The organism is Clostridium sp. JN-9, from assembly GCF_004103695.1.
Classification (GTDB): domain Bacteria; phylum Bacillota; class Clostridia; order Clostridiales; family Clostridiaceae; genus JN-9.
This window is the reverse complement of sequence record NZ_CP035280.1, coordinates 1,383,713-1,407,761: the sequence shown is the minus strand read 5'-3', so window position 1 is coordinate 1,407,761 and position 24,049 is coordinate 1,383,713. Positions and strand designations below refer to the sequence as shown.

28 protein-coding genes are annotated in these 24,049 nt (G+C 33.3%); 3 read left to right on the top strand and 25 right to left on the bottom strand.

The window, feature by feature from the left end:
• From EQM05_RS06730 to EQM05_RS06610, 24 genes are all read right to left on the bottom strand, one after another.
• Entirely contained in the window at positions 1-873 is an 873-nt protein-coding gene (locus EQM05_RS06730; RefSeq protein WP_128749314.1) for a MinD/ParA family protein, read from the bottom strand.
• The gene (gene flhF / locus EQM05_RS06725; RefSeq protein WP_128749313.1) at positions 867-2,018 is read right to left on the bottom strand and encodes a flagellar biosynthesis protein FlhF; all 1,152 of its coding nucleotides are present in this window, start codon (positions 2,016-2,018) and stop codon (positions 867-869) included. The genes EQM05_RS06730 and flhF overlap by 7 nt, the downstream gene beginning before the upstream one ends.
• Positions 2,018-4,084, bottom strand: a complete 2,067-nt coding sequence (gene flhA, locus EQM05_RS06720; RefSeq protein WP_128749312.1) for a flagellar biosynthesis protein FlhA — start codon at positions 4,082-4,084, stop codon at positions 2,018-2,020. The genes flhF and flhA overlap by 1 nt, the downstream gene beginning before the upstream one ends.
• A gap of 36 nt (positions 4,085-4,120) precedes the next feature.
• Entirely contained in the window at positions 4,121-5,947 is a 1,827-nt protein-coding gene (locus tag EQM05_RS06715; protein ID WP_128749311.1) for a fused FliR family export protein/FlhB family type III secretion system protein, read from the bottom strand.
• Positions 5,948-5,979: 32 nt separating this feature from the next.
• On the bottom strand, positions 5,980-6,249 hold the full coding sequence (gene fliQ / locus EQM05_RS06710) for a flagellar biosynthesis protein FliQ (RefSeq protein ID WP_128749310.1): 270 nt from the start codon (positions 6,247-6,249) through the stop codon (positions 5,980-5,982).
• Between the two features lie 9 nt (positions 6,250-6,258).
• Entirely contained in the window at positions 6,259-6,996 is a 738-nt protein-coding gene (gene fliP / locus EQM05_RS06705; RefSeq protein WP_279222134.1) for a flagellar type III secretion system pore protein FliP, read from the bottom strand.
• A 57-nt stretch (positions 6,997-7,053) separates the two neighbouring features.
• A complete protein-coding gene (gene fliO / locus EQM05_RS06700; protein WP_128749308.1) occupies positions 7,054-7,428 on the bottom strand; it encodes a flagellar biosynthetic protein FliO in 375 nt (124 codons plus the stop codon).
• A 31-nt stretch (positions 7,429-7,459) separates the two neighbouring features.
• Entirely contained in the window at positions 7,460-7,960 is a 501-nt protein-coding gene (locus EQM05_RS06695; protein WP_128749307.1) for a flagellar basal body-associated FliL family protein, read from the bottom strand.
• Complete coding sequence (locus tag EQM05_RS06690) at positions 7,957-8,712, bottom strand: OmpA family protein (protein ID WP_128749306.1); 756 nt, start codon at positions 8,710-8,712, stop codon at positions 7,957-7,959. Before EQM05_RS06690 ends, EQM05_RS06695 begins: the two co-directional genes overlap by 4 nt.
• The gene (locus tag EQM05_RS06685; protein WP_128749305.1) at positions 8,705-9,514 is read right to left on the bottom strand and encodes a MotA/TolQ/ExbB proton channel family protein; all 810 of its coding nucleotides are present in this window, start codon (positions 9,512-9,514) and stop codon (positions 8,705-8,707) included. The genes EQM05_RS06690 and EQM05_RS06685 overlap by 8 nt, the downstream gene beginning before the upstream one ends.
• Entirely contained in the window at positions 9,511-9,720 is a 210-nt protein-coding gene (locus tag EQM05_RS06680; protein WP_128749304.1) for a flagellar FlbD family protein, read from the bottom strand. The genes EQM05_RS06685 and EQM05_RS06680 overlap by 4 nt, the downstream gene beginning before the upstream one ends.
• 746 nt (positions 9,721-10,466) lie before the next feature.
• Positions 10,467-11,486 (bottom strand): flagellar hook-basal body complex protein, encoded by a 1,020-nt coding sequence (locus tag EQM05_RS06670; RefSeq protein ID WP_128749303.1) that lies wholly within the window; start codon positions 11,484-11,486, stop codon positions 10,467-10,469.
• Positions 11,487-11,569: 83 nt separating this feature from the next.
• Entirely contained in the window at positions 11,570-11,962 is a 393-nt protein-coding gene (locus EQM05_RS06665) for a TIGR02530 family flagellar biosynthesis protein (RefSeq protein ID WP_128749302.1), read from the bottom strand.
• An 11-nt stretch (positions 11,963-11,973) separates the two neighbouring features.
• Positions 11,974-12,894: a flagellar hook capping FlgD N-terminal domain-containing protein gene (locus EQM05_RS06660; protein ID WP_243108141.1), complete on the bottom strand. Its 921-nt coding sequence runs from the start codon at positions 12,892-12,894 to the stop codon at positions 11,974-11,976.
• A 15-nt stretch (positions 12,895-12,909) separates the two neighbouring features.
• The gene (locus tag EQM05_RS06655) at positions 12,910-14,415 is read right to left on the bottom strand and encodes a flagellar hook-length control protein FliK (protein ID WP_164917226.1); all 1,506 of its coding nucleotides are present in this window, start codon (positions 14,413-14,415) and stop codon (positions 12,910-12,912) included.
• Between the two features lie 4 nt (positions 14,416-14,419).
• Positions 14,420-14,857, bottom strand: coding sequence for a flagellar export protein FliJ (gene fliJ, locus EQM05_RS06650; protein WP_128749300.1), 438 nt, complete (start codon positions 14,855-14,857; stop codon positions 14,420-14,422).
• A gap of 14 nt (positions 14,858-14,871) precedes the next feature.
• Positions 14,872-16,182: a flagellar protein export ATPase FliI gene (fliI, locus tag EQM05_RS06645; RefSeq protein WP_128749299.1), complete on the bottom strand. Its 1,311-nt coding sequence runs from the start codon at positions 16,180-16,182 to the stop codon at positions 14,872-14,874.
• Positions 16,183-16,186: 4 nt separating this feature from the next.
• Complete coding sequence (locus tag EQM05_RS06640; RefSeq protein ID WP_205694181.1) at positions 16,187-16,960, bottom strand: flagellar assembly protein FliH; 774 nt, start codon at positions 16,958-16,960, stop codon at positions 16,187-16,189.
• Complete coding sequence (gene fliG, locus EQM05_RS06635; RefSeq protein WP_128749297.1) at positions 16,935-17,951, bottom strand: flagellar motor switch protein FliG; 1,017 nt, start codon at positions 17,949-17,951, stop codon at positions 16,935-16,937. The genes EQM05_RS06640 and fliG overlap by 26 nt, the downstream gene beginning before the upstream one ends.
• A gap of 5 nt (positions 17,952-17,956) precedes the next feature.
• A complete protein-coding gene (gene fliF / locus EQM05_RS06630; RefSeq protein ID WP_128749296.1) occupies positions 17,957-19,549 on the bottom strand; it encodes a flagellar basal-body MS-ring/collar protein FliF in 1,593 nt (530 codons plus the stop codon).
• Positions 19,550-19,563: 14 nt separating this feature from the next.
• Complete coding sequence (fliE, locus tag EQM05_RS06625) at positions 19,564-19,896, bottom strand: flagellar hook-basal body complex protein FliE (RefSeq protein WP_128751055.1); 333 nt, start codon at positions 19,894-19,896, stop codon at positions 19,564-19,566.
• A 38-nt stretch (positions 19,897-19,934) separates the two neighbouring features.
• Positions 19,935-20,369 carry a flagellar basal body rod protein FlgC gene (gene flgC / locus EQM05_RS06620; protein ID WP_128751054.1) on the bottom strand — a complete coding sequence of 145 codons (435 nt, stop codon included), beginning with the start codon at positions 20,367-20,369 and terminating at the stop codon, positions 19,935-19,937.
• 21 nt (positions 20,370-20,390) lie between these two features.
• Positions 20,391-20,792, bottom strand: coding sequence for a flagellar basal body rod protein FlgB (gene flgB / locus EQM05_RS06615; RefSeq protein ID WP_128749295.1), 402 nt, complete (start codon positions 20,790-20,792; stop codon positions 20,391-20,393).
• A gap of 323 nt (positions 20,793-21,115) precedes the next feature.
• On the bottom strand, positions 21,116-22,003 hold the full coding sequence (locus tag EQM05_RS06610; RefSeq protein ID WP_128749294.1) for a flagellin: 888 nt from the start codon (positions 22,001-22,003) through the stop codon (positions 21,116-21,118).
• A gap of 241 nt (positions 22,004-22,244) precedes the next feature.
• Here EQM05_RS06610 and galU point away from each other — a divergent pair, with 241 nt between their 5' ends.
• The 3 genes from galU (at position 22,245) to EQM05_RS06595 (ending at position 23,755) form a co-directional block, all read left to right on the top strand.
• The gene (galU, locus tag EQM05_RS06605; protein ID WP_128749293.1) at positions 22,245-23,168 is read left to right on the top strand and encodes a UTP--glucose-1-phosphate uridylyltransferase GalU; all 924 of its coding nucleotides are present in this window, start codon (positions 22,245-22,247) and stop codon (positions 23,166-23,168) included.
• A 92-nt stretch (positions 23,169-23,260) separates the two neighbouring features.
• A complete protein-coding gene (locus tag EQM05_RS06600; RefSeq protein ID WP_128749292.1) occupies positions 23,261-23,467 on the top strand; it encodes a hypothetical protein in 207 nt (68 codons plus the stop codon).
• 27 nt (positions 23,468-23,494) lie between these two features.
• Positions 23,495-23,755 carry a spore coat protein gene (locus EQM05_RS06595; RefSeq protein WP_128749291.1) on the top strand — a complete coding sequence of 87 codons (261 nt, stop codon included), beginning with the start codon at positions 23,495-23,497 and terminating at the stop codon, positions 23,753-23,755.
• A gap of 73 nt (positions 23,756-23,828) precedes the next feature.
• On the opposite strand, the gene EQM05_RS06590 is transcribed toward EQM05_RS06595, so the two are convergent.
• Complete coding sequence (locus EQM05_RS06590) at positions 23,829-24,023, bottom strand: aspartyl-phosphate phosphatase Spo0E family protein (protein ID WP_164917225.1); 195 nt, start codon at positions 24,021-24,023, stop codon at positions 23,829-23,831.
• Between the last annotated feature and the right edge of the window lie 26 nt (positions 24,024-24,049).

Genomic DNA, 24,049 nt, shown 5'->3' with positions numbered 1-24,049 from the left:
CTAGGAAAAAATACTAAAAAGCTTTTTAAATAAACCTTGTACCCCAAAACTGTTCCCACTTTTTTCAATTCCAATTAATTTATCTGCAATGATTTTTATATCCTTTGCTGCATCACTATAAGGATGTGAAATTACAAATGGTTTTTGCTCTCTCACTGCCATAACAAGTTTCCTGTCATCGGAAATACTTCCTAAATACTCTAAATTAAGCTTTAAAAAGTTCCAGCAGGCATTGTGAAATTTATCAAATGTCCTTAATCCTTCACTATTATCTAAAACTCTGTTAACTACAACTTTAGCTGCATTTTTAAGCTTAAAATGGGCTACTGCCTTTAAAAGGCTATAAGCATCAGTTAATGATGTTGGTTCTGGAGTTGTAATAATTATAAGCTCTTCACAGCATGCTATAAAACCAAGCACACTTCTGTTTATTCCTGCACCTGTATCCATAAATATGTAATCCAGATTATTCAAAGAGGTTAAGCTGTTTATAAATCCATCTCTCTGATCCTCTGTGAGTTCCTCAATTTTATTAAGCCCAGTACCTCCAGGAAGAAGTTTTACACCAAAGGGCCCATTAATTATTACATCACTTATGGTTTTATTGTTGTATATTATATCATAAACGTTATATTTCGGCAAAAAACCCATTAATATGTCATCATTACCCATGCCCATATCTGCATCAAATATCATGACTTTATAGCCCATTTTCGACAATGTAATAGCTGTATTCACAACAAAATTGCTTTTCCCAACTCCGCCTTTGCCTGAAGTAACAGTAATAATCTTAGGTGTGCTGCAGCCTTTATGCACATTGTCTGCTGCACTTCCTGCTGCTAACTGTCTTAATCTTTGCGCCTGATCTAACATATACTGTCCTCCCCTAATATGAGTTTAGTCAATTCAGTACTGCTCAAGGTCTTAATATCGTCGGGAACACTTTGTCCAGTAGTAATAAAGCTTATTGGTTTTTTTGCACTGCTTACAATATTTAGAATAGATCCATAGGTAGATGTTTCATCCATTTTTGTGATTATTACATTTTCATAATTTAAAATTCCATATCCCTTCACTATATCGGCAATGTCCTTAGCTTTGGTAGTGCAGCTTATAACAAGATGAATATTATTACTATTTATCTTTTCAATATAAGCCCTCAGCTCTGAAATCTGCATTACATTTTTACTGCTTCTGCCTGTGGTGTCAATTAATATTACATCGCAGCCCTTCATATCCTCTACAGCAGATTCCATTTCCTTTATAGTCATAACAACTTTAAAAGGAATATTCATTATCTCAGCATATGTTTTTAACTGTTCCACAGCACCTATCCTATATGTATCTATAGTAATGAGACCTACTTTTTTCTTTTCAATGAGAGCTAATTTTCCTGCAAGTTTTGCTATAGTGGTTGTCTTTCCAACACCGGTGGGACCTACTAAAACCACAGGGCCCGCAATTTTCGGAGTATTAACCTGAATAAAATTACTCAGTACCTCCCTTGCCTTTTCAAATTCATCTCTTTCATCTTTCATGCCATTTATTTCACTAACTATTTCTTGTACAATATTATCTCTTACGTCATTTTCCAGAAGCACTTTTTCAACTCTGCTTTGCTGCCTTACTTTATTATTGCTTACAGCTGTGAGATTGCTTAACATCTGCTTCATTTCAGACATTTCTTTAATGATATTATTCTGAATATCACTTTCAGGTTTTTCCACTTCTGGTTTAACATCTAAATTTTTTTTCTCCTGAAATCTTTGGCTGCCTATTAATCTTTTAAGAGCCTCAACGCTTTCAGAAACATCCTGTTTTTCATATTTATAGCTGTCATTTCTTTTAATCTTGTCCACAGCAGCAGTAACTTCTACTACTTTTTTTGAGAATATTCCAAACATGCCAGGGGGCTTAATCTTTCTCTGACTAACAATTACAGCCTCTTTACCTAATTCCTGGCGTATTTTATTTAATGCTTCATTCATATCTTTAGCCAAGTATTTCTTAATAATCATTAGATAGTAACAACCCCCTCAGTTCTTATTTCTACATCATTTGGAATTTCATTTAGGGAAAGCACTGTAACCCCTGGAAATACCATTTCTATAAGTCGTCTAAATGCAGGTCTTATTTTAGGAGAAACCAGTACCACAGGCTGGTCTTCGTAAAAATATACACTGTCTATAGTAGATTTTAGAGAATTTAATATTTTTTCTGTAGTATCAGGGTCTACTGCTGGGAATGAACCCTGCATGGATTTTTGAATATTCTTTGCAATTATTTCTTCTATATTAGGAGCCAGAGTTACAACACTTATAGCACCATTTTCATCAATAAATGGATTTGTGATACTTCTTCCAAGTGCCAGTCTCACATACTCTGTAAGGATTTCTATATCCTTTGTCATCCTTGAATTATCTGCAAGTGACTCCAGAATTGTAACCATATCCTTTATAGGGACTCTTTCTCTTAATAAATTCTGAAGTACCTTTTGAATTTCACCTATAGTCATAAGATCAGGAATAAGCTCATCTACTACAGCACTGTATTTTTCCTTTACTGAATCAATAATAAGCTTTGTTTCCTGTCTTCCAAGCAATTCATAAGCATGATTCTTAATGGTTTCAGTTAAATGTGTAACCATTACTGTTGTAGGATCCACCACTGTTAATCCCTTGATTTCTGCATCTTCTCTCTGATCCTTGTTAATCCATGTAGCAGGAAGTCCAAAGGCAGGCTCAACTCCCTTTATTCCCTGTATTTCATAATCGCCATTGGTAGGATCCATGCAAAGAAGCATATTTGGCATAAGTTCTCCCTTAGCCACTACAGTTCCTCTTATTTTAATTACATATTCATTAGTCTTCAGCTGAAGGTTATCCCTTATTCTTATAGGCTGAACCACAATACCCATTTCAATGGCACTTTGTCTTCGTACAGAGGTAATTCTCTGAAGCAGATCACCTCCTGAAGCTTCATCAGCAAGGGGTATTAATCCATAACCTATTTCAACCTCCATAGGTTCAACATTTATAAGATTCATTACATTTTCAGGCTCTTTATTTTCAATTTCAGTAATAGCAGCCTGCTCATGTTCCTCATTTTGAACAATTTTAGATTTCTCGTCTTTATACAGCGAATAGGCAAGAATCCCAGCTGCCAGTGCTAAAATAAGGAATGCCGTATGTGGAAGTCCCGGTATAATTGCCAGAAAAAGTAATGCAGCAGAAGCAATTGCAATAACCTTTGGAAAAGAAGTTAACTGTTTTGCTGCCAGAGTTCCAAAGTTTTCACCACTGCCTGAACGTGTAACAAGTATACCTGAAGCTGTGGATATAAGCAGAGCAGGTATCTGGCTTACCAAACCATCACCAATAGTTAATGTGGTATATGTCTGTGCTGCAGTGGCTATGTCTTTTCCCTGAACAACAACTCCAATAATAATACCTCCCAAAATATTAATTACTGTAATAATTAATCCAGCTATAGCATCGCCTTTTACAAACTTTGAAGCACCATCCATAGCTCCAAAGAAGTCAGCTTCCTCCTGAAGCTTTTTTCTTTTTTCCCTGGCCTGAATTTCATCAATAAGACCTGCATTTAAATCAGCATCAATACTCATCTGCTTACCTGGCATAGCATCCAGTGTAAATCTTGCAGAAACCTCTGCAACTCTTCCTGCACCATTAGTAATAACCACAAACTGTATAATAATTATAATTAAAAATATAATAATACCAACAATATAACTTCCTCCTACAACAAAGCTGCCAAAGGAATTAATAACTTCCCCTGCATACCCGTCTAAAAGTATCAGTCTTGTTGAGGAAATGTTAAGGGCAAGCCTGAACAATGTGGTAATTAATAAAAGTGTTGGAAATACTGAAAACTGAAGTACTTCTGTGGTAAACATAGTGAGAAGGATAATTACCACAGAAATTGTTATATTTAATGCTATAAGCACGTCCAGAAGTTTAGCTGGCAATGGAATTATTATCATGAATACAACAGCTAAAACTACAAAAGCCATTATTACATCTACATTATTTTTTATATTAAATTTAGGTTTACTGGTTTCCAAGCTTACTGCTCCTCTCTGCTATATACACCGTATGCATTACTTTTTTTTGATTTTATATACTACGGCTAAAATCTCTGCCACTGCTTCATACATATCCACTGGTATTTCATCATCCAGCTCAACCTTTTCAAAAATCATTCTTGCCAGCGGCTTGTTTTCTACAATTGGTATGTCAAATTCTTTTGCCTTTTCCTTAATTTTTAAAGCTATGTAATCTGCTCCCTTTGCTACAACCTTTGGGGCACTCATTCCCTCTTCATATTTTAAAGCTATGGAAATATGAGTTGGATTTGTTACAACTACTGTAGCCTTAGGAACCTGAGACATCATTCTGCCCATGGCAAGCTGTCTTGCAATCTGTCTTCTTCTGCCTTTTATCTCAGGGTCTCCTTCATCCTGTTTATATTCCTCTTTAACTTCCTGTTTTGTCATTTTCATATCCTTATTATACTGAAACCTTTGAAAAATATAATCTGCCAAAGCTATTGCCATCATTATTATGGTTATCTTTGTAAATATACTTACAATTAATTTTCCTAATTCCTTAAGTATACCTGCAGGAGTCATATTACTGATGGTAAGGATATTTACATAATTATCCCTTATGAAAGTATATCCCACATAGCCTACTATAACTACCATTGCCAGATCTTTAAATAATTCCACAAAGCTCCTTATAGAAAACATTCTTTTAAAGCCATTAATTGGATTCAGCTTTTTAAAATCAGGCTTTATAGGATCTTTGGAGAACAATACGCCAGTCTGCACAAAGTTTGCAAGAATGCCCATAAACATTATTGGAAGCACTATAGGAAGAAATACAACTGCTATTCTGTAAATAGAAAGTAATGTTATTTTAAGAACACTGCCATAGTCTAATGTGGTATTTAGATAGTTTCCTAAAAATGCAGTTAATGTATCCTTAAGACTAGTAATGGAGTATTCTCCTAAAATTGAAATAGCCAGTGTAGAAGCCAGCAGTGTCATGGCTAAACCAACTTCCTTACTTTTAGCCACCTGAGCTTTTTTTCTGGCATCACTCTTTTTTCTCGGAGTTGCCTCTTCTGTTTTACCCTCTGTGGCAAATATGAGAAGTACAGGCATTGTCTTATAAAAATTTTTAAATACATCAGGCATAGACGTAAAGGATTTAACTATTAAATTAATAATTAAAGGCAGAGCCAGTGAAAATACAGCTAGTCCTACTACAATTTTTATTGGCAGTCCTAAAATCATTACATTTAACTGAGGCACTGCTCTGGCTACCAATCCAAGAGTTAAATCTGTTAAAAGTATAATAAGTACAATAGGTATTGCTATTTTTATCCCTATTGCAAAAAATTCTGCAAATGCCTTTACTATTTCCCTTATGGAATCCTGATATAAAACAAAGCCTCCTATATGTACATAATTAAAGCTGTCTATAAGCTGTCTTATAAGCATATGATGACCATCGATAGTTAGAAATATGATAATACCTATCCAGTACATTAAATGCTCCATAAGTGTTGTATTACTGTTGGAGTTTGGATCATACATAGTTATCATTCCAAATCCAATCTGAAGATCAATTAAGCTTCCTGCAAATCTTATAAAATTAAAACATAAATTTGTTATAAAGCCTAATGTGAGCCCTGTAATAACTTCATTAATTGCAAAAGTAACAAATAGTCCCATGGAATTTATAGCTGGTACATTGCTGGTATATACTCCTGGCATTAATGCATATGATAAAACTAAAACTACAGCTGTTTTAACAGCAATTGGAGTTCCCTTTGGGAAAAAAACAGGAACTGTTACAAAAAAAGCAGTTAGTCTTATAAAAACGAAAATAAGTGCAGTAAAATATGCCACATTAATCAAGTCAATGTCCCTCCTAATTACCAGCGTATTTGTTATTGAGTTATATTAGCGATAAGTGCAAAAATTCTTTCTGTAAAGTTAACTACCTCATGCAGCATCCATGGTCCTGTAATTATTCCTACTAAAGCTATTGCAATAAGCTTTGGCACAAATGTTAAAGTCTGCTCCTGAATCTGAGTTGTGGCCTGAAAAATACTTATAATCAATCCAACTACAATTGACACAGCTAAAATTGGTCCTGCCACCATTAATCCAGTTTGTATTGCATCTTTTAAAATTCCTATAACTAAATTTTCACTCATTTATATACCTCACGAAAAACTTAAAATTAATGACTTTACCAGTAAGTACCATCCATCTACCATAACAAAAAGCAATAATTTAAATGGAAGAGAAATTAAAGTCGGAGGAAGCATAAACATTCCCATTGACATAAGCACACTGGAAACTACTAAATCTATTATCATAAATGGGATAAATAATAAAAAGCCTATTTGAAAAGCAGTTTTAAGTTCACTTATAGCAAATGCTGGAACTACTACATATAAAGGTACATTATCCTTTGTAATATCACTGCCAAGCTTGGCCTCGTCCATGAAAAGCTTTAAATCCTTCGTCCTTGTCTGCTTAAGCATAAATTTTCTTAATGGTTTTGCCCCTTCTTCTATAGCCTGGGACTGTGTAATTTTATTTTGTAAATATGGCTGAACTGCTTTTGTATTGATTTCTTTCCCCACAGGAGCCATAATAAAAAATGTTAAAAACAGTGCAAGTCCAATGAGAACCTGATTTGGCGGTGACTGCTGAGTTCCAAGTGAAGACCTTAAAAATCCAAAAACCACTACAATTCTCACAAAGCTTGTCATCATTATTAGAAAAGATGGAAGTAATGTAAGCACTGTCAGCATTAGTAAGAGTTTTATGTTGTCCACATATTCTGCTGGAGAGTTTGGTGTATCTGTTGATATATTTATTTTAGGTATAGGCATTGCTGCAGGAGCTGCGTGAACTACTTTAAAAGAAAAAAGCATTACTGCAGCAAAAGCCATAAAGAATATTAATATCTTGCCTTTTTTCATATTTATATTTCTTCCTTTTCTATATATCTACTGTTGTTTACGCTTCTTAATTAAATTGGATAATGACCACTTATTAAGGCCTGTGTTTTCACAAAATTCCTTAAAGGAACTGAACTGTGGTATAGAATTATTCTGCTGTAGCTTGTCCAGATCTTCCTTTGGAATAGTTTTTAAAATTTCCACTTTGTTTGCTGTGGCAGAAAGCACATAACCTGAATCTCCTATTTTTACAACTATAAGATTGCTGTCCTTTGCAATAGGAACTCTTTCTAATATCTTAATATATTTTCCATTTTGTATATGCTGCAGTTTACTTCCCCCAAATTTTATGGAAAGATAAATCAGCAGTATAATAAAGGGTAAAAAAACAAGTATCTTTAAAAGCATGCTCCAAAATTCCATTATCCAATTCCCTTCTTAAATGCTGTGATTTTTAGTATTGCACCACAATATCGTAGAAATAAATGTTGTCAAGCTGTCCATTTGTAAATATAGGATTTAATTTTTGAAGTATTTCCCTCTTCATATCCTCTGTTCCCTTAGCAGTAAAGTCTGTGGACTTTTTAACTCTTAAAACACTATTTATGGTGTCTCTTATTATTGGCTTTTTTGCATCCAGTTCTTTATCCATTTTCTTATTTTCATATCCTAAATAAACCTTAACCTTAAGATATTTTTTTCCATCCTCATCTGCCAGATTCACAAGAAAATCATCTGCACTGTATGTTCTTTGTGATACCACTGAAGTTGCCACATTTGCAGTATTTGCAGCAGGTTGTACTGGAAGTGTATTTGCCTTGGGCTTACTGCTATTTGATTTTGAATAGAAATAATAACCTGCAAAAGCTCCTCCTCCTACAGCAATAATTATAAGAATCACTATGAGAATAACTTTAATACCTCCGCTTTTTTTTTCTTTTTTTTCTTCGCTCATTTTTTTGTTGCCTCCTTGGTTTTCGTTTCATTTGCCACTACCACGATATTCACCCTTCTATTTTTTGCCCTGTTTTCATCTGTATCATTTGGTGCTATAGGCTTATATTCTCCATATCCGGCAGCGGTAAATCTTGCTGGTGCCATTTTTTTAGTTTCTACAAAATATCTTAATACAGAAGAGGCTCTTGCAGTAGACAACTCCCAATTTGTTTCATATTTATAATTACTGATTGGTACATTATCCGTATGCCCTTCAACTACAATGCTGTTGTTTGGTACTGAAGCAATTAATTTACTTAGCTTCTCCAGTATAGGCAGTGAATTTTTCTTAATATCTGCCTTACCGGTTTCAAATAATACACTGTCTCTTAACTGTATAATGACTCCTCTTGAATCTTTTTTAATTTCTACTGTATCCTTAAGATCATTTTTATCTATAAAACTTTTAACATTATTATATAGTTCCTGTGAATCGTTACCGTTGTATGAATCAAGTTTATCTGTTTCACCTGCAAGAGGTACATTACCATCTTTCATATTAAAATCCATAACAGTATTCCCGGCACTTCCGGTTAGCACACTTTGAAAAGCAGAGGCCATCTTTTTAAACTTTTGTGCATCTAAATTAGAAAATGAATATAATAATATGAAAAAAGTTAAGAGTAAGGTCATAGTATCAGAAAAAGTAGCAAGCCACTCATTCCCGGTAAGACCTGTATCCTCCTTCTTTTTCCTTTTTCTTCTAGACATTTTCTGCCACCCCGCTTGAAACTGTTTTAGCCTGGCTGTATTTTATTCTATCTTCCTTTGATAAATAACAGATCAATTTATCCTCCAGTATTCTTGGATTTACTCCGGACTGAATTGAAAGAATGCCTTCAATCATCATATCCCTGACCTCGGCCTCATTTTCGCTTTTTATAACTAAATTTTGTGCCATAGGATTCAGCAGTACATTGGCTAAAACTGCTCCATAAAATGTGGTTATTAATGCTACAGCCATGCCTGATGCTATTTTACTTGAATCAGTTAAATTAGCCAGCATCTGAATTAAACCTATAAGTGTTCCTATCATACCAAAAGCCGGTGCATAACCTCCCCATGCCCTCAGCATATCTGAACCAAGTTTATGTCTTCTTTCCATTTCGGAAATTTCAAGCTCCAATATATCACTTATAGTTTCAGGTTCCAGTCCATCTACCACCATTTGGAGTCCCTTTTTAAAGAAATCATCATCTATTTCTGAAATTTTATCTTCTAATGATAAAAGTCCTTCTCTTCTTGCCTTTTTAGATATTTCAATAAATTGATTTATTATCTCAATGCTGTCCAGCTGAACCTCTTTGAAAGACTGAACAACAACCTTAAATAATTTTTTTATGTCTCTAAATGAATAATTAACAAGTAAAGAGCAGAATGATCCTCCAATAGTGATAATCACAGAAGGCAGATCCCAAAACATTCTCAGGGTGCCTCCTCCTAAGATTCCTAAAATAATAGTCATAAAACCTGCAAAAATACCTATCCCCGTTAATAAGTCCCTATTTTTCATTGCCTTTTGTCCTCCACATAACCAAAAGTAAAAATCTTCTTCTTATATATGTATACTTTAGATAATATTTCATCTATAGTGTCCTCTACTAAATACTTCTTACCATTAGTAAGGGTTATTAAACTTTCAGGAACCTCCTCCAGTTTTTCAATATGATCAGCGTTTAATATAAATTCTTTATGATTTAGTCCCGTTAGCCTTATCAATTAACAGCCCTCCCTTTTTTAATTTAAAGATTAAAGAATAAATTAAACTAAGAAGTAAGAACTAAGAGCTAAGAACTAAGAACTAAGAGGTAAGAGGTAAGAGATAAAAGTTAAAAGTTAAGAGTTAAGAGTTATGGATGTTTTGCCTTTAGGGGCAAAACTTATAATTTATTTTTTGTTATCGATATTTATTAGTTTGCGTTTATATAATAGTGGGCAGCCTGACGGCTTGGGATTTTTCAAATCCCTTTTTGGAATCACCTAGCACACTATAATTGCAATCATCTTTGTTATTAAAACTCATGATTCACTCAATCAATTGAGTTTTAAGTTTTTCTGTAAAGAAAAACTACATTATTTATTCTTTGTTCTTTGTTCTTTATTCTTTGTTATTTAGATTTAGTTCTTTGCTCTTTAAATTAAGTTCTTTATTCTTTAAATTTATTTTTTATTGCCGATATTTGTTAGTTTACATTTTTATACTTGTTGGCAGCCTGCCGGCTTAGGATTTTTCAAATCCCTTTTTAAAGCCACATATCAAACTATAATTGAAATCATATTTGATTCTTAAAACTCATGATTCATTCAACCAAATTTGATTTTAAGTTTTTCTGTAAGAAAAACTACATTATTTATTCTTTGTTCTTTATTCTTTGTTATTTAGATTAAGTTCTTTGTTCTTTAATCTTTGTTATTTAGATTAAGTTCTTTGTTCTTTAATCTTTGTTATTTGTAAATTTAAAGAGTTACCTCTTTAAATTTACTAAGTCTTGTAGAATCTCGTCTCCAGTGGTAATCATTTTGCCATTTGCCTGAAATGACCTTGTAGCTTCTATCATCTTTGTAAACTGCTCTGCTATATCCACATTGGACATTTCCAGGACACCATTTTGAATACTGCCAAAGCCTTTAGAATTATCGTTATCATCTTTATATCCACTTCTTATAATTGGTGCTCCTGAATCTGGTGAAGATTGTACAACATTATTGCCAAGCTTTACAAGTCCTGCAGGATTTGCAAAAGATGCCATAGCAATCTGCCCAACAGCGGATGTATTACCATCATCTAGAACAGCCATTATTACTCCTGATTTATCAATTGAAAAATTCTTAACTTTTTCATCTTTTCCATTTTCTTGTATTACCTGAGGAATTCTTAATGTTCTGAGGGTACCAGAAACTGCTTTAATTCCTGCAGACGAATTGGCATTAACAAAATTTATTGTTCCATTGTTTGAAATACTGGACGCTGCTCCAGCCTTTTTGTCTAACATAGAATAGCCTAGAACTCTCAGGCCAGAAGCTGTAACTAAATTGCCATCCTGATCTAAATTAAATGATCCATCTCTGGTATATTGAATATCTTCATGACTTGGATTACCGTTATCAGTAAATTTATGATTTGCATCCACTGTAATTCCATCTCCAGGCGCAAACATTGTTGGACCTTCCCCTACTATAAAGTATCCATCTCCATCAATGGCATTGTCTAGGTTTCTTGATGTAGGCTGAAAGTTTCCTTGAGTTAGAAGAGTGTTAACTCCTGCTATACCAGCACCTAGACCTATTTGGATGCCGTTGCTTCCTCCATATGTTGGGCTGGGTGCATTGGGGTCTCTCATGCTTTGACTTAAGCTGTCTGAAAATGTTAATGTTTGTGCTTTATAACCTGTTGTGCCCATGTTTGCTATATTATTTCCTATAACATCCAATGCTGTTTGATTTAAAGTTAAGCCTGTTATGGCTGATGACATTGATCTTAACATATTTTTAACCTCCGTTATTTTATTGTTTAATGTAAGCCTGCTTCTATCAATCCGCAGGTAAGGCTTCCTCATAGAGGTCCAGCCTATAATAAAACTACACTATCAATATTTGTAAATACATTATCCTTTGAGGATTTACTGTCTACTGCTGTAATGATGGTCCTGTTTTTTATGGATGTGACTAAGGCTACATCCTTATATAATATAAGACAATCATTAGCACCCTTTTCATTAGCTTTGTTAATACCCTCGTTTATTTTGTTCATATCTGCTTCGTTAAAGCTTATGTTTCTGTTTTTAAGCCTTTCTGCAGCATGATTCGATATGACAAACTGTTTATTGTCCTTTTTTTGTGCTTTATTTAAAGTATCCTGAAAGCTTATTTTACTTGTATTGTTTTTTTCATTACCCTTTGGAGTTAAGTCACTTATTTGATTTACAGGATATATCTTTCCATTAATTACTCTGAATCCCATAACTAGTTCTCTTAACCTAAAACTTCAACTACATTGGATAATGGTAGTTCCTTTGTTTCCTGGGTTTTTGAAGGAACTTTCAAATTTATACCCCATAAACAATCTTCCATTGGGCTTAATCTCGGTAATGAATAATTTATTCCATCTGCTGTGAAGCTGTTACCACTAACACTGTTCCAGTCAGTACTGTCAGCATATTTATATTCATAGCTGTTTCTTTTGTTATTATATCTTATCTGCATTGATTTATCAGAAGTTCCGGTATATGTGCCTTTGGCAGAAGGATCATTTTTATCAGATTTACCTGAAACTATAGTTAATGGTGTATCAATTTCTGTATTATTTACAGCTATCTTTAAAGCTATTCCATCATCATAATTTGACACTGATTTTACTGATCCATTGTAAATGGTATTAGTACCATCATTACTATAAATTCTTATATTTTTTCCTATTAGATTTACTGCACTTCCAATATCGGTATTGTTTGTATTCTGCACACCTAAAACATCGCTTAAGGCAACCTGGGTCTCTCCATCTCTTGTTTCTACTGTAAGCTTAATATTATCTCCTGATCTCACTGCATTTTTAACAACCCCGCTTAATAGATTCCCATCGCTTGCTGCAATATCCAGGCCCACAGTTTTTCCTACCATATTTGATGCTGCGTTAAAGCTCATGGTGGTATTTAAATTTGCCATTTGCTCCAGTGATGAAAACTGTGCCAGCTGAGCTACATATTCAGTAGAATCTTTTGCCTGTGTTGGATCCTGATTAGATAATTCTGCTACTAAAATTTTTAAGAATGCATTCTTGTCCATGCCATTACTCTGCTTAACTATTTTTGTACCATTTTCTGTGGCACTTGAAAGTCCTACGGATTTTACTGTAGCCATATTGTTAAAATTTGAAATTGTATTTGAATCTGCCACTATTGTTCCTCCTTTCTAAGCAAATAAATTTACATTATTGTTCTCTTCCATTAAATTACTATTTAGTGAAGCTTGATCTTCATCAATATTTATATTCTGCACATGTGAACCTTTATGGTTGTTTTCATGCTGCTTCTGATTATGTGATCCATCCTTAAAGAATGTGGTATCTTCATTGTAAACATTCAATGTAAGATTTTGTATTTTAATGTTTTCATTTTGAAGCTTACTATTTATATCCTGCAGATTTGCATTTAGTAAATTATAAGCATCTTTATTGGCAGCTGTTATATTGGCTTTAAAGTTTCCTTCCTGAAGAGTTAAATTTATTACTACTTCTCCAAGTTCCTTAGGCACTACTTTAACTGTAAGCTGCTGCAGTTCATTTGTATTCATAAACTTTAGAGTTTGAATAAAGTCCTCCTGAATATTATTTGCATTTAATACAGGATTGGCATTTTGGGTAGTTTCAGTGCCATTAACTGAGTTTGTATTTGTAAGCTGATTTATTAAATTAGTAACTCTTGTAAAATTTGTACTGCTGCTTTTGCTGTCATTACCTGCTAAATTACTTAAGAAGATTTCATCCTTGCTGCTTTTATCTGATGTGTTCTGCTGCTTTGTTTCACTGGAGTTTAATATTAAATTAGCATTTTCCTTTTGAGTTTTATCATTTAACTGAATTAAATTTGTGTTTACATCTACAGCTTCTGTACTCTCATTTTTAGTATCTGCAGTGTTCAAGAGTTTAATTAAATAGTTTTTAATAATGTCTTTACTGCTATCACTGGATGTAACATTAAGTGTACTAATGTTATTTACATTTTTACTTATAATGTTTACTATATTGTTTTCAATTCTGCTTTCAATTCTACTGCTTAAATTTTTCAAATCATCATTTGAAACTTTTAAATTTAAATCATTAACAGCTTTTTTTATTAATGGCTCAATGGGATTATCAGGTTTTGTGCTTTCTGTATTAAAAGGCTGATTTAAATTTAAATTGGATAATTCTGAACTTATTTTTTCCTTTAATTTTGGCATATCAGTACTGCTCAGCTTTGAACCCAGCACATTATCAACTTCTTTTAAAACATCTTCCATGCCGCTTTTACCTAAAAGCTGTTCCAAGTTAATATTTGCATTTGTATTCTGGGTAAACATTAAAAGTAACTGTACAATGTTTGTGTTGTCTTCAAGTAATTTCTTTATTTTAGCCAGATCTAATTCACTAAATCCAAGTGCCTTAGCTGCATCTAATATTGCATTCTTTATTTTGTCATCAGCTGAGCTGTTTTTGGATAAAATGACCTTTATGCTGCTATTATCCTGAATTGAATTATCTGTTTTTAAATTTTTTTGATTATTTTCTGCAGCCTTTTCTGTTTTTGAAGAAGAATTTGATGAAAACAACTTATTTAGTGTATTTTTAAAGCTGCTGCTGCTGTTATTAACAGTGTTTGTATCTTGCTGATATTGATTTTTGACAGCATTTGCATTGCTTATTACGCTTATCTCCATTTTTTCACCTCCTTCCATGGTTTCTTATATATCCATAAAGAGCAAATTCATCATTTTGTTTTTGTTCCTTTAAATTCAGCTCTTTAATGAAAGCTGTTTTACCTTTTTCCTTTAATGTTTCTACAGTTTTTCTCTCAACCTGTTTCTTCTTAAGATTATCTCTTTTTTCTTCAACTACTTTGGTCTTTTTCTCTACTTCACTGTTAGTTTCTTTAATATTGTGACTTAGAGCATTTAAATAATTGTGCTTTATCTTTTGATAAAAAACACTTTCATTCCTGTTTAAAGATTTATATTTATCATAATTTTCTTTTAGGGAATTAAGCTTTTCTTCTACCTTTTGCTTTTCAATTTGTGCTAAATTAAATTCATTTTTACTTTTTTCTTCAGAATCTATTCTAATATCTAAAAGTTTTTGAAGCCTGAAATTATATTGTTCCAAAATAGTAATCTCCTTTAATTTGCATATATGCCCTTTAACATTTCAACAGAATCTTCAAACTTTGTACTTTCATTTACTCCCTGCTTTAAATATGCATTAATGGAATTTATATATTTAATAGCCATATCAGTTCTCTTGTTGCTTCCCTTAACATATGCACCTATATTTATTAAGTCCTCAGCATCTTTATAAGCTGACAGCAGATCTCTGCATAATCCAGCTGCTTTTTTATGGTCACTATCTGTTACTTCATTCATAAGTCTGCTTATGGAATTTAAAACATCTATGGCAGGATAGTGATTTTTAGCTGCCAATGCTCTGGAAAGCACAATATGTCCATCCAATATACCTCTCACAGCATCAGCTATTGGTTCATTAAAGTCATCACCATCTACAAGTACTGTATAAAATGCTGTTATGGAACCTTTGTCCGACATACCTGATCTTTCCATTAATTTAGGAAGCATTGCAAAAACTGATGGAGTATATCCCTTTGTAGCAGGAGGTTCTCCTATAGCCAGCCCTACTTCTCTCTGAGCCATGGCAAATCTTGTAACTGAATCCATCATAAGAATTACCTTTTTGCCTTGATCTCTGAAATATTCTGCTATAGCTGTGGCTGTAAATGCACCTTTAAGCCTTACTAATGCTGGTTTATCAGAAGTTGCACATACAATTATTGATTTCTTTAATCCTTCAGGCCCAAGGTCCTTTTCAATGAAATCCAGAACTTCTCTGCCTCTTTCTCCAATAAGTGCTATTACATTTACATCTGCCTCTGCATATCTTGCAATCATGCCAAGAGTTGTACTTTTACCAACGCCGCTTCCTGCAAATATGCCAATTCTCTGCCCTTCCCCGCAGGTTAAAAAGCCATCAATTGCTCTTATACCTGTTGGAATTACATTTTTAATTCTTCGTCTTTTTAAAGGATTAGGTGGCTCTGCTTCTAAGGGATACATAGTGCCATGTTTTACTTCTTCACTTTCCAAAGGTCTTCCAAGTCCATCAAGTACCTTTCCAAATAATTCATCGGAGCATTTTACACTTAAAAGACTGCCGCTTGGCACAACTCTGCAGCCTGGAGAGATACCACTTAATTCTCCAAGGGGCATAAGTATTACATTGTTTTCTTTAAAGCCTACAACTTCACAATAAATAGGAGTGCCCTTTTCATTATATATGGTGCATACTTCCCCTACAAAGGATTTAATACCCTCAACTTCAATGGTTAATCCTATAACTTTTTTAACAGAGCCTTCAATATAATTAAAATTTGTACTTTTAATTCTAGCAGCCATTTTTTCAAAATCTAAAGAAAACATATTATCACCTGTTAAAGATTGCCTCTTTTACTTTCTCTAAGGAATAATCAATACTTACTGTTATTTTCCCATTATCCCTTTGTATTTCAGCAGTACCTTCCTTTATAGTATTATCAAGTACAACAAATATATCTCCCTTAAAGGGAAGCTGTTCCTTCCAGAACTGGATTTTATCTTTTAAACTTTCATAATAAGTAGAATTAGTCTTAATTATATAGGTACTTGTATTTTTTATTACACCTAAAGCCTGAAAAACAGCTTCATCCAGTGCTTTTGGATCCTTGGCTTCTCTCTTTAAAACACTTTCTACAACAGTAATGATTAAATTTTTTATTTCAAGTTCTTTGTCCTTTATATATTTTAAATATTCTTCTTTTGCACTGGTAATCATACTATTGCTGTTTTCTTTGGCCTTATTAATTATAGTTTCAGCCTGAATTCGTGCTTTTTCTATATTTTTTTTATAGCCTTCCTCATATGCTTCATTAAAACCTTTTTCTTTTCCTTCATAATATGCTTTCTGATATGCATCCTTTTTGATTTCCTCAGCCTGCTGAAAGGCATTTTGTATAACAACATCTGCTTTTTTTCTTCCATTATCAATTAAACCTTTAGCTATGCTTTCATAGCTATCCATGGACTGTTTAACATCCTCATCCAGATTTTCAATATAGGAATTATCATTTTTAGCTTCATATTTTGTATTTATTTTTCTTTCTCCATGATGAAGTACATTGCTGTCCTTAATTACACTAGATGATGATTGCATCTTCTCCACCTCTTGATATTACAATCTCTCCTGCTTCGTCTAATCTTCTTATAATTCCTACGATTTTCTGCTGAGCCTTTTCTACATCCATAAGTCTTACAGGTCCTAAGAATTCCATATCTTCTTTTAATGCAGCAGCAGCTCTCTTGGACTGATTCCTGTAAATACAATCTGCCACTTCTTCACTGCAGCCCTTAAGTGCCAGTGCCAGTTCTTTATTTTCAACTTCTCTAAGTACTCTTTGAATAGATACATCGTCAAGAGTAATAATATCCTCGAATACAAACATGGACTCTTTGATTTTTTCTGCCATATCTGCATCTTCCTTTTCCAATCCCTCTGTAATATTTTTCTCTGTGGTTCTGTCAACCTGGTTTAAGATATTTACAAGAGTTGGAACTCCGCCTATTACCTTCATGTCAGATCTCACTACTGTTGAAAGTTTACTGTCCAGTACCTTTTCAATTTCCTTTACAACTACAGGAGAGGTTGTGCTCATAGAGGCAATTCTATACGCAACCTCAGTCTGAACCTCCTCAGGTAAGGCTGACATTATCTGAGCAGCTTTGTCTGGCTGAAGATAACACAATATAAGAGCTATTGTCTGTGGGTGCTCATCCTGAATAATATTTAAAAGCTGATGAGCATCTGCCTTTCTTGCTATGGCAAAGGGCCTGAACTGCTGAGTTGCTTCTGATACCTTTTCAAGTATCTCCATGGCTCTCTGGCTTCCTAAAGCCTTAGACAAAATATTCCTGGCATATTCCATCCCGCCTTCAATAATATAGTCCTTTGCCTTATTCATCTGCATAAATTCCTGAAGTATACTTTCCTTCTCATCTGACTTTACTGATGTAATATTTGCAATTTCATAGGTAATTTTCTGTATTTCATTTTCAGGTAATTTTTTAATTACATTAGCCGAAGCCTCAGGACCTAAAGTAATAAATAAAATTGCAGCCTTTTGCACACCAGTAAGTTTTTCCGTTTCCTTAGCCACATTTATCACCTCTCATCTTCAGCTATCCAAGATTTAATAACTTCTGCAACCTGATCTGGTTTTTCCTTAGCATATTTTCTTATTTCATTTTCCACATGAACCTTTTCATTATCAGCTTCAAAATCTATTGGTTTAAACTGCGGCTGCTTAGGCTCTTCCTTAGTATTATCATCAATTAATGCATCAATGCCCTTAGGCTGAATCAAATCTTCCTCTTCCTCTGCTTCTGTTTCTTTCTTCTTCTTTCTTAGGAATAATACAATTCCGCCAATTATCAATGCTAATGCTAATATACCCGCACCAATTCCAGTATAAAGCTTCATTTTATTTGCCTGATCAATTGCTTTATTCATTGCATCCAGATCCTTTTTAGCATTATCCTTTAATGTTGTATCGAAAGGAAGTCCTTCAACTGATATGGAATCCCCTCTGTTGGTATCAAATCCTACAGCTGAAACCACCAGATTATTAACTGCATTTTTTGTCTGAGCATCCAGGTTTCCATCCAGAACAACTGATGTTGTAAGTCTTTTAACCTGGCCTGGAGCTTTTATTGTCTTGTCTTCCACCTTGGAAACATCATAATTTGTAGTAGTTTCATCATGGGTATTTACTGATCCATTATTATTTGTAGTAGTGGTTGTATTGTTAACCATATTATTATCCACTGGGCTTGCAGTATTTGCTGTACTGCCTCCATTGCCGGAATCTTTAACAGTATGCTGGCTCACTATTACAGTTTTCGGATCATATGTAGTTGTATCTGTCTGCTGTGCATCAAAATTTAAGTCTGCATTAATTTTTACCTTTACTTTATCTTTGCCATATACGGCTTCAAGCATGTCCGTTACCTTTTTTTCAAGCTTTTTTTCATAATCATCTTTTAAATCCTGCTGTTTTTCCACTGATGCTGCTTCATCTTTTTTAGAATCTACCTCCACATCCTTGGAAAGCAATGTTAAATTATCATCAATAACCTGTACATTTGCCATTGGAATATTTTTTACACTGCCCGATACCAAAGCCATAATTGCTTTTACCTGTTCACTTGTAAGTTTATTTCCAGGTTTTAATTTAACTGTTACAGATGCTGACCCAGGTTTATTATCCTTTACAAATGCTGAATCCTGAGGCATTACTAAATGTACTCTGGCGCTTTCTACAGCATCAAATCCTTTAATGGTTCTTTCCAGTTCTCCCTGCAGAGCTCTTTGATAATTTATCTGCATTTGAGCATCTGTTTGTCCAAACTGGCTTTTATCCATTAATTCAAATCCCTGGCTTCCATTTGTCATAGGCACAGAAGATAATAACTGCATTCTCAGTGAATCAACCTGGTCTTTTGGTACTAAAATAGAATTACCGCTTACTTTGTAGTTTACCTTATTATCTTTTAAGCTTTGAATAACTGCTCCGGAGTCCTTTGGATCCATATTGGAAAAGAGAACATCATATTTAGGCTTGCTTAAAGATACCCCTAAAACGATTAATCCAGCTAAAGTTAGTACTGCAACTGCACTGACAGCTATCTTAAACTTACTGCTTTTACTTTTAAATTTTTCAATTAAGTTCTTCACCTTTGCTGATAGCTTGCTCATTTTAGTTCTCCTTACTATAACTGCATTCTATTAATCTCTTGATATGCATCTACTAATTTATTTCTTACCTGAATAGCAAGATCCAGGGACATTTTTGCTTCTTCAGTTGCAATCATAACGTCGTGTATATTTGTGTCATCTCCTGACACAAATGCTGCTGTTTTATCTTCTGCAGCCACTTGTGCATCATTTACCTCATTTAGCTTTGCCTTTAATGTATCAAAAAAACTGGATGTACTTTCATTTTTAATATCTGAAGTACTATTTTTATCAGTAACAGATTGATCCGAAATATTATTTATTGCAGAAAAAATTCCGCCCTGCGGAATAAACTGATTTGCACTTATATTCACTGCTTTTCCTCCTATCTATAGATATTTACTTTCTATCTTCCTATCTCCAGTGCTTTAGAAAACATACTTTTTTCTGAATTCACTGCATTTACATTAGCTTCATAAGATCTTGTTGCCACCATCATATCTGCCATTTCATTTAATATATTCACATTTGGCATATTTACATATCCATCCCTGCCAGCATCTGGATTTGATGGATCATATACTCTCCTGAATGGAGATTGGTCCTCTGCTATACCAACAGCCTTTACTCCCATCATCTTATTATCATATTTTGATGTTTCAGGGTTCATTGCATTTGCAAGGTTTTCCTGAAAAACAGCTATTTTTCTTCTATAAGGCTGTCCATTTTCTCCTCTGGTAGTGTTCACATTAGCTATATTAGATGCTACTGTGTCCATCCTCAGCCTTTCTGCGGACAATCCTGACGCACTTATTCTAAGGGTGTCAAAAGCATTAATCATTATTTTCATCCTTTCTTTAAATTACTTTCCTCCATTAATTACATCCTTTGTCATGGAAAATCTGCTATTTATCTGAGAAATCATGGCATTATACATTAAATTATTAGCTGCCAGATTTACCATTTCATTATCTATATCAACATTATTCCCATCTTCCTTAAGATTGCTGTTATCCTGCTTAACCTGAATGTCCCCTGCATCACCATTTATTTTCATATGCTTTTCATCAGTGGTTTTCATTTCAAGGTTATCAGATGAGTTTTTCAAAGTTTCTTCAAATGTTACATATTTTCTTTTATAGTCCTTTGTATTTATATTGGCAATGTTATTACCAATAACTGTGCCTCTTTCAGAAGCTGCATCCAATCCCCTTTTCAAGATATTGTATGTATATTCATTTTTTGACACATTACTTATTCCCACAGCATCATCCCCCATACTAATATATTATTAGACATATTTTCCAAAATTCCTGCCTAGAGGAAAAAAAATTTAATTAAATTTTACTTTATATTAAACTTAGCTATATTGGTAGCTTTAAGCACTCAATTTAATTCAATCAAAATATAAAAGAATTATAAATGATAAATGGATAATAATTGTTAAATAATTAGCGTTATAGTTAATATTCTTATATTATACAACATTTACTATATTAGTACTACAAAAAATACTACTTTTTTTAGTCATTTTATTTTTTAAAGCAAAAAAATACAGCATATTGCTGTATTTTACAAATTTTAATTTTATCTGATTCTTAAATTTTCAAGCACTTTTAATATATCCTGAGGCATTTTGTTTGTCTGAGCCATAAGGGCATTTGCAGCTTGAGATAATATGCTGTCTTTAGAAAAATTCAGTATTTCTTCAGATATATCTGCATCTGCCAGGGAGCTTTCAGCTCCTGTCACTTTGTCGCTCATTTCATTTAAATTATCATAACTGTCAGTTAATCTGTTTTCCAAAGCACCATATTTGCTTCTTACAGCTATAATAGCATCTAAAGCATAATCTATTGTCTGAAGGGCTTTATCAGGCTGAGGAGCTTTATCAGCAGTGCCCTTCATTAAATCTCCCACTTGCTGCAAATCTTTTAATATTGATGGATCCCCTATTTTATCTGCAGTTAGGTTATATGTAGGTATTTTTAATGTATCTCCTGAATTAGCTCCAATTACAGTATCTATATAACCTGGCTTATTTAAATCAACAGAATCTTCTGATGCAAGTATTTTAACGCCGTTAAATTCCGTAAAATTAGCCAGGTCAGTTACACCTTTTATCATACTATTAATTTCATTCTTGATTATTCCTTTATCTAAATCAGTATTTGTTCCATTAGCTCCCTGGACAACCAATTCCCTTGCCCTTTGAAGCATACTTGTCATACCATCCAGTCCGCCTTCAGCAGTCTGAAGCATGCTTGCACTGTCCTGAGCATTTCTTCCTGCCATCTGCATTCCTCTTATCTGCATATTTAATCTTTCGCTGGCAGCTAATGCGTTGGGATCGTCCTTTGCACTATTAAGTTTTACTCCAGAGGATATTCTCTGCAGGGAAATGTTCTGATCTTTTAAAGTCTTTGTATATCTTGTATATATATTTAAAGAAGCTAAATTATGACATAATCTCAAATTCAAAACCACCTTTAAAGCATAATCATTACGGATACACACACCATAATGATGAATATTAATTAAAAATGGATAATACACACCACTATTAGTTGATATTCATTAAATATTTTATCGGCAATTAAATTAATAACTTTATAGTATAAAAAGATTTTTATATAATACTTAAGTATTGTAATAAAAAAGGATTTAAGTGGGGAACGTAGAATTATATAATTAAAAAAGGAAAGGATGTAATCATATGAAAGTAAAAAAAGCAATAATTCCCGCAGCTGGATTAGGAACAAGATTTCTTCCCGCAACAAAAGCTCAGCCTAAGGAAATGCTCCCTATAGTTGATAAACCAACAATTCAATACATAATAGAAGAAGCAGTTGCCTCTGGTATAGAGGAAATTCTTATAATCACAGGCAGAAATAAAAGAGCTATTGAAGATCATTTTGATAAATCCGTAGAATTGGAGAACGAATTAGAAAGTCATCATAAAGAAGATTTATTAAAACTTGTTAAAGATATATCCAATATGGCAAACATATATTATATCAGGCAGAAGGAACCTAAAGGACTTGGACATGCAATATATTGTGCTAAAACATTTGTGGGCAATGAGCCTTTTGCAGTAATGCTTGGTGATGATATTGTAGACAGCAAAGTTCCCTGCTTAAAGCAGCTTATGGACTGCTATGAGGAATACAAAACATCCATATTGGGAGTACAGAATGTGCCCCATGAAGACGTAAATAAATATGGAATTGTAAAAGGTATGCACATAGAAAACAGAGTATATAAAGTTAAGGATTTAATAGAAAAGCCTTCAATAGACGAGGCTCCATCAGATATTGCAATTTTAGGAAGATATATAATAACTCCACAGATTTTTAATATATTAGAGAATACACAACCTGGAAAAGGCGGTGAAATACAGCTTACTGATGCTTTAAAAACTTTAATAAAAAATGAAGCTATGTATGCATATAATTTTGAGGGCAGACGTTATGATGTTGGCGATAAACTTGGTTTTTTACAGGCCAACATTGAATTTGCACTTAAAAAGGATGATTTAAAGATTCCATTTTTGAATTATCTTCAAACTCTAAAAAACAAAGAAGTTTACATAAATCTTTGTAACGAAATCACAGCCAGCAAAGAAAATAAAAATAAATAATCCTCATAAATATTTATTATATATTAAGCTAATAATATATTTGCAGCTAATTTTTTTCAAAAAACTTTACTAATTTGAGGAGGTATTTAATTATGGCTACATCAGATAAGCAGTTAGAAAGCAGCAATTTAAAAGTAATTAAGGATCAGATGAATTATGAAGCTCTGCTAAATAAAAAGTATAGTGAGTGTTCCGGTAAATGCACTGATCAGCAGTTAAAGGATTTATGCAATGAAGCTTGTCAGATTCACAAACAGAACTTTTCCAGTTTAAAATCATATTTGGATTCTCATGAATAAAATTTAATTAAAAGAGGAGGTATTATTATGAACGAAAAAGAGTTAATGCAGGATTTACTGGCTACAGAAAAGCAGGTAATATCAGCCTACAGCACTGGAATAACAGAATCATCCTGTGTAAATTTAAGAAATACACTGGTTACTAATTTTACAAATGCTCAAAATATACAATACAAAGTTTTTGATGCAATGAAACAAAAAGGATGGTATCAGACAAAAGATGCGCCATCAAATGAAGTTCAGCAGCTTAAAAATGAAGCAAATCAGATGTCAGGAGAATTAAAATAAAAGAATTGAAATCATAATTTCAAGACAGCAGTACTATTATTGCTGTCTTTATAAAACAATGCAGAATTTTACATCAGGACTTATCTGTAAGATTTTTCATCTTAATATAATTTAATATTAAATTATCCAGCTTTCTGCTTAAATTAAGTATTTCTTCATCGGAATCAAAAAACTCTGAATCACAAGCAACTTCATTCAGAGTTTCCCTTAAGCAGTCAATTTCGTTATCCAGCTTTTTTAGTTTACTCTCTGAATCATCTGTGTTCATTAATTTCTCCTCCTTTTTATATTTTA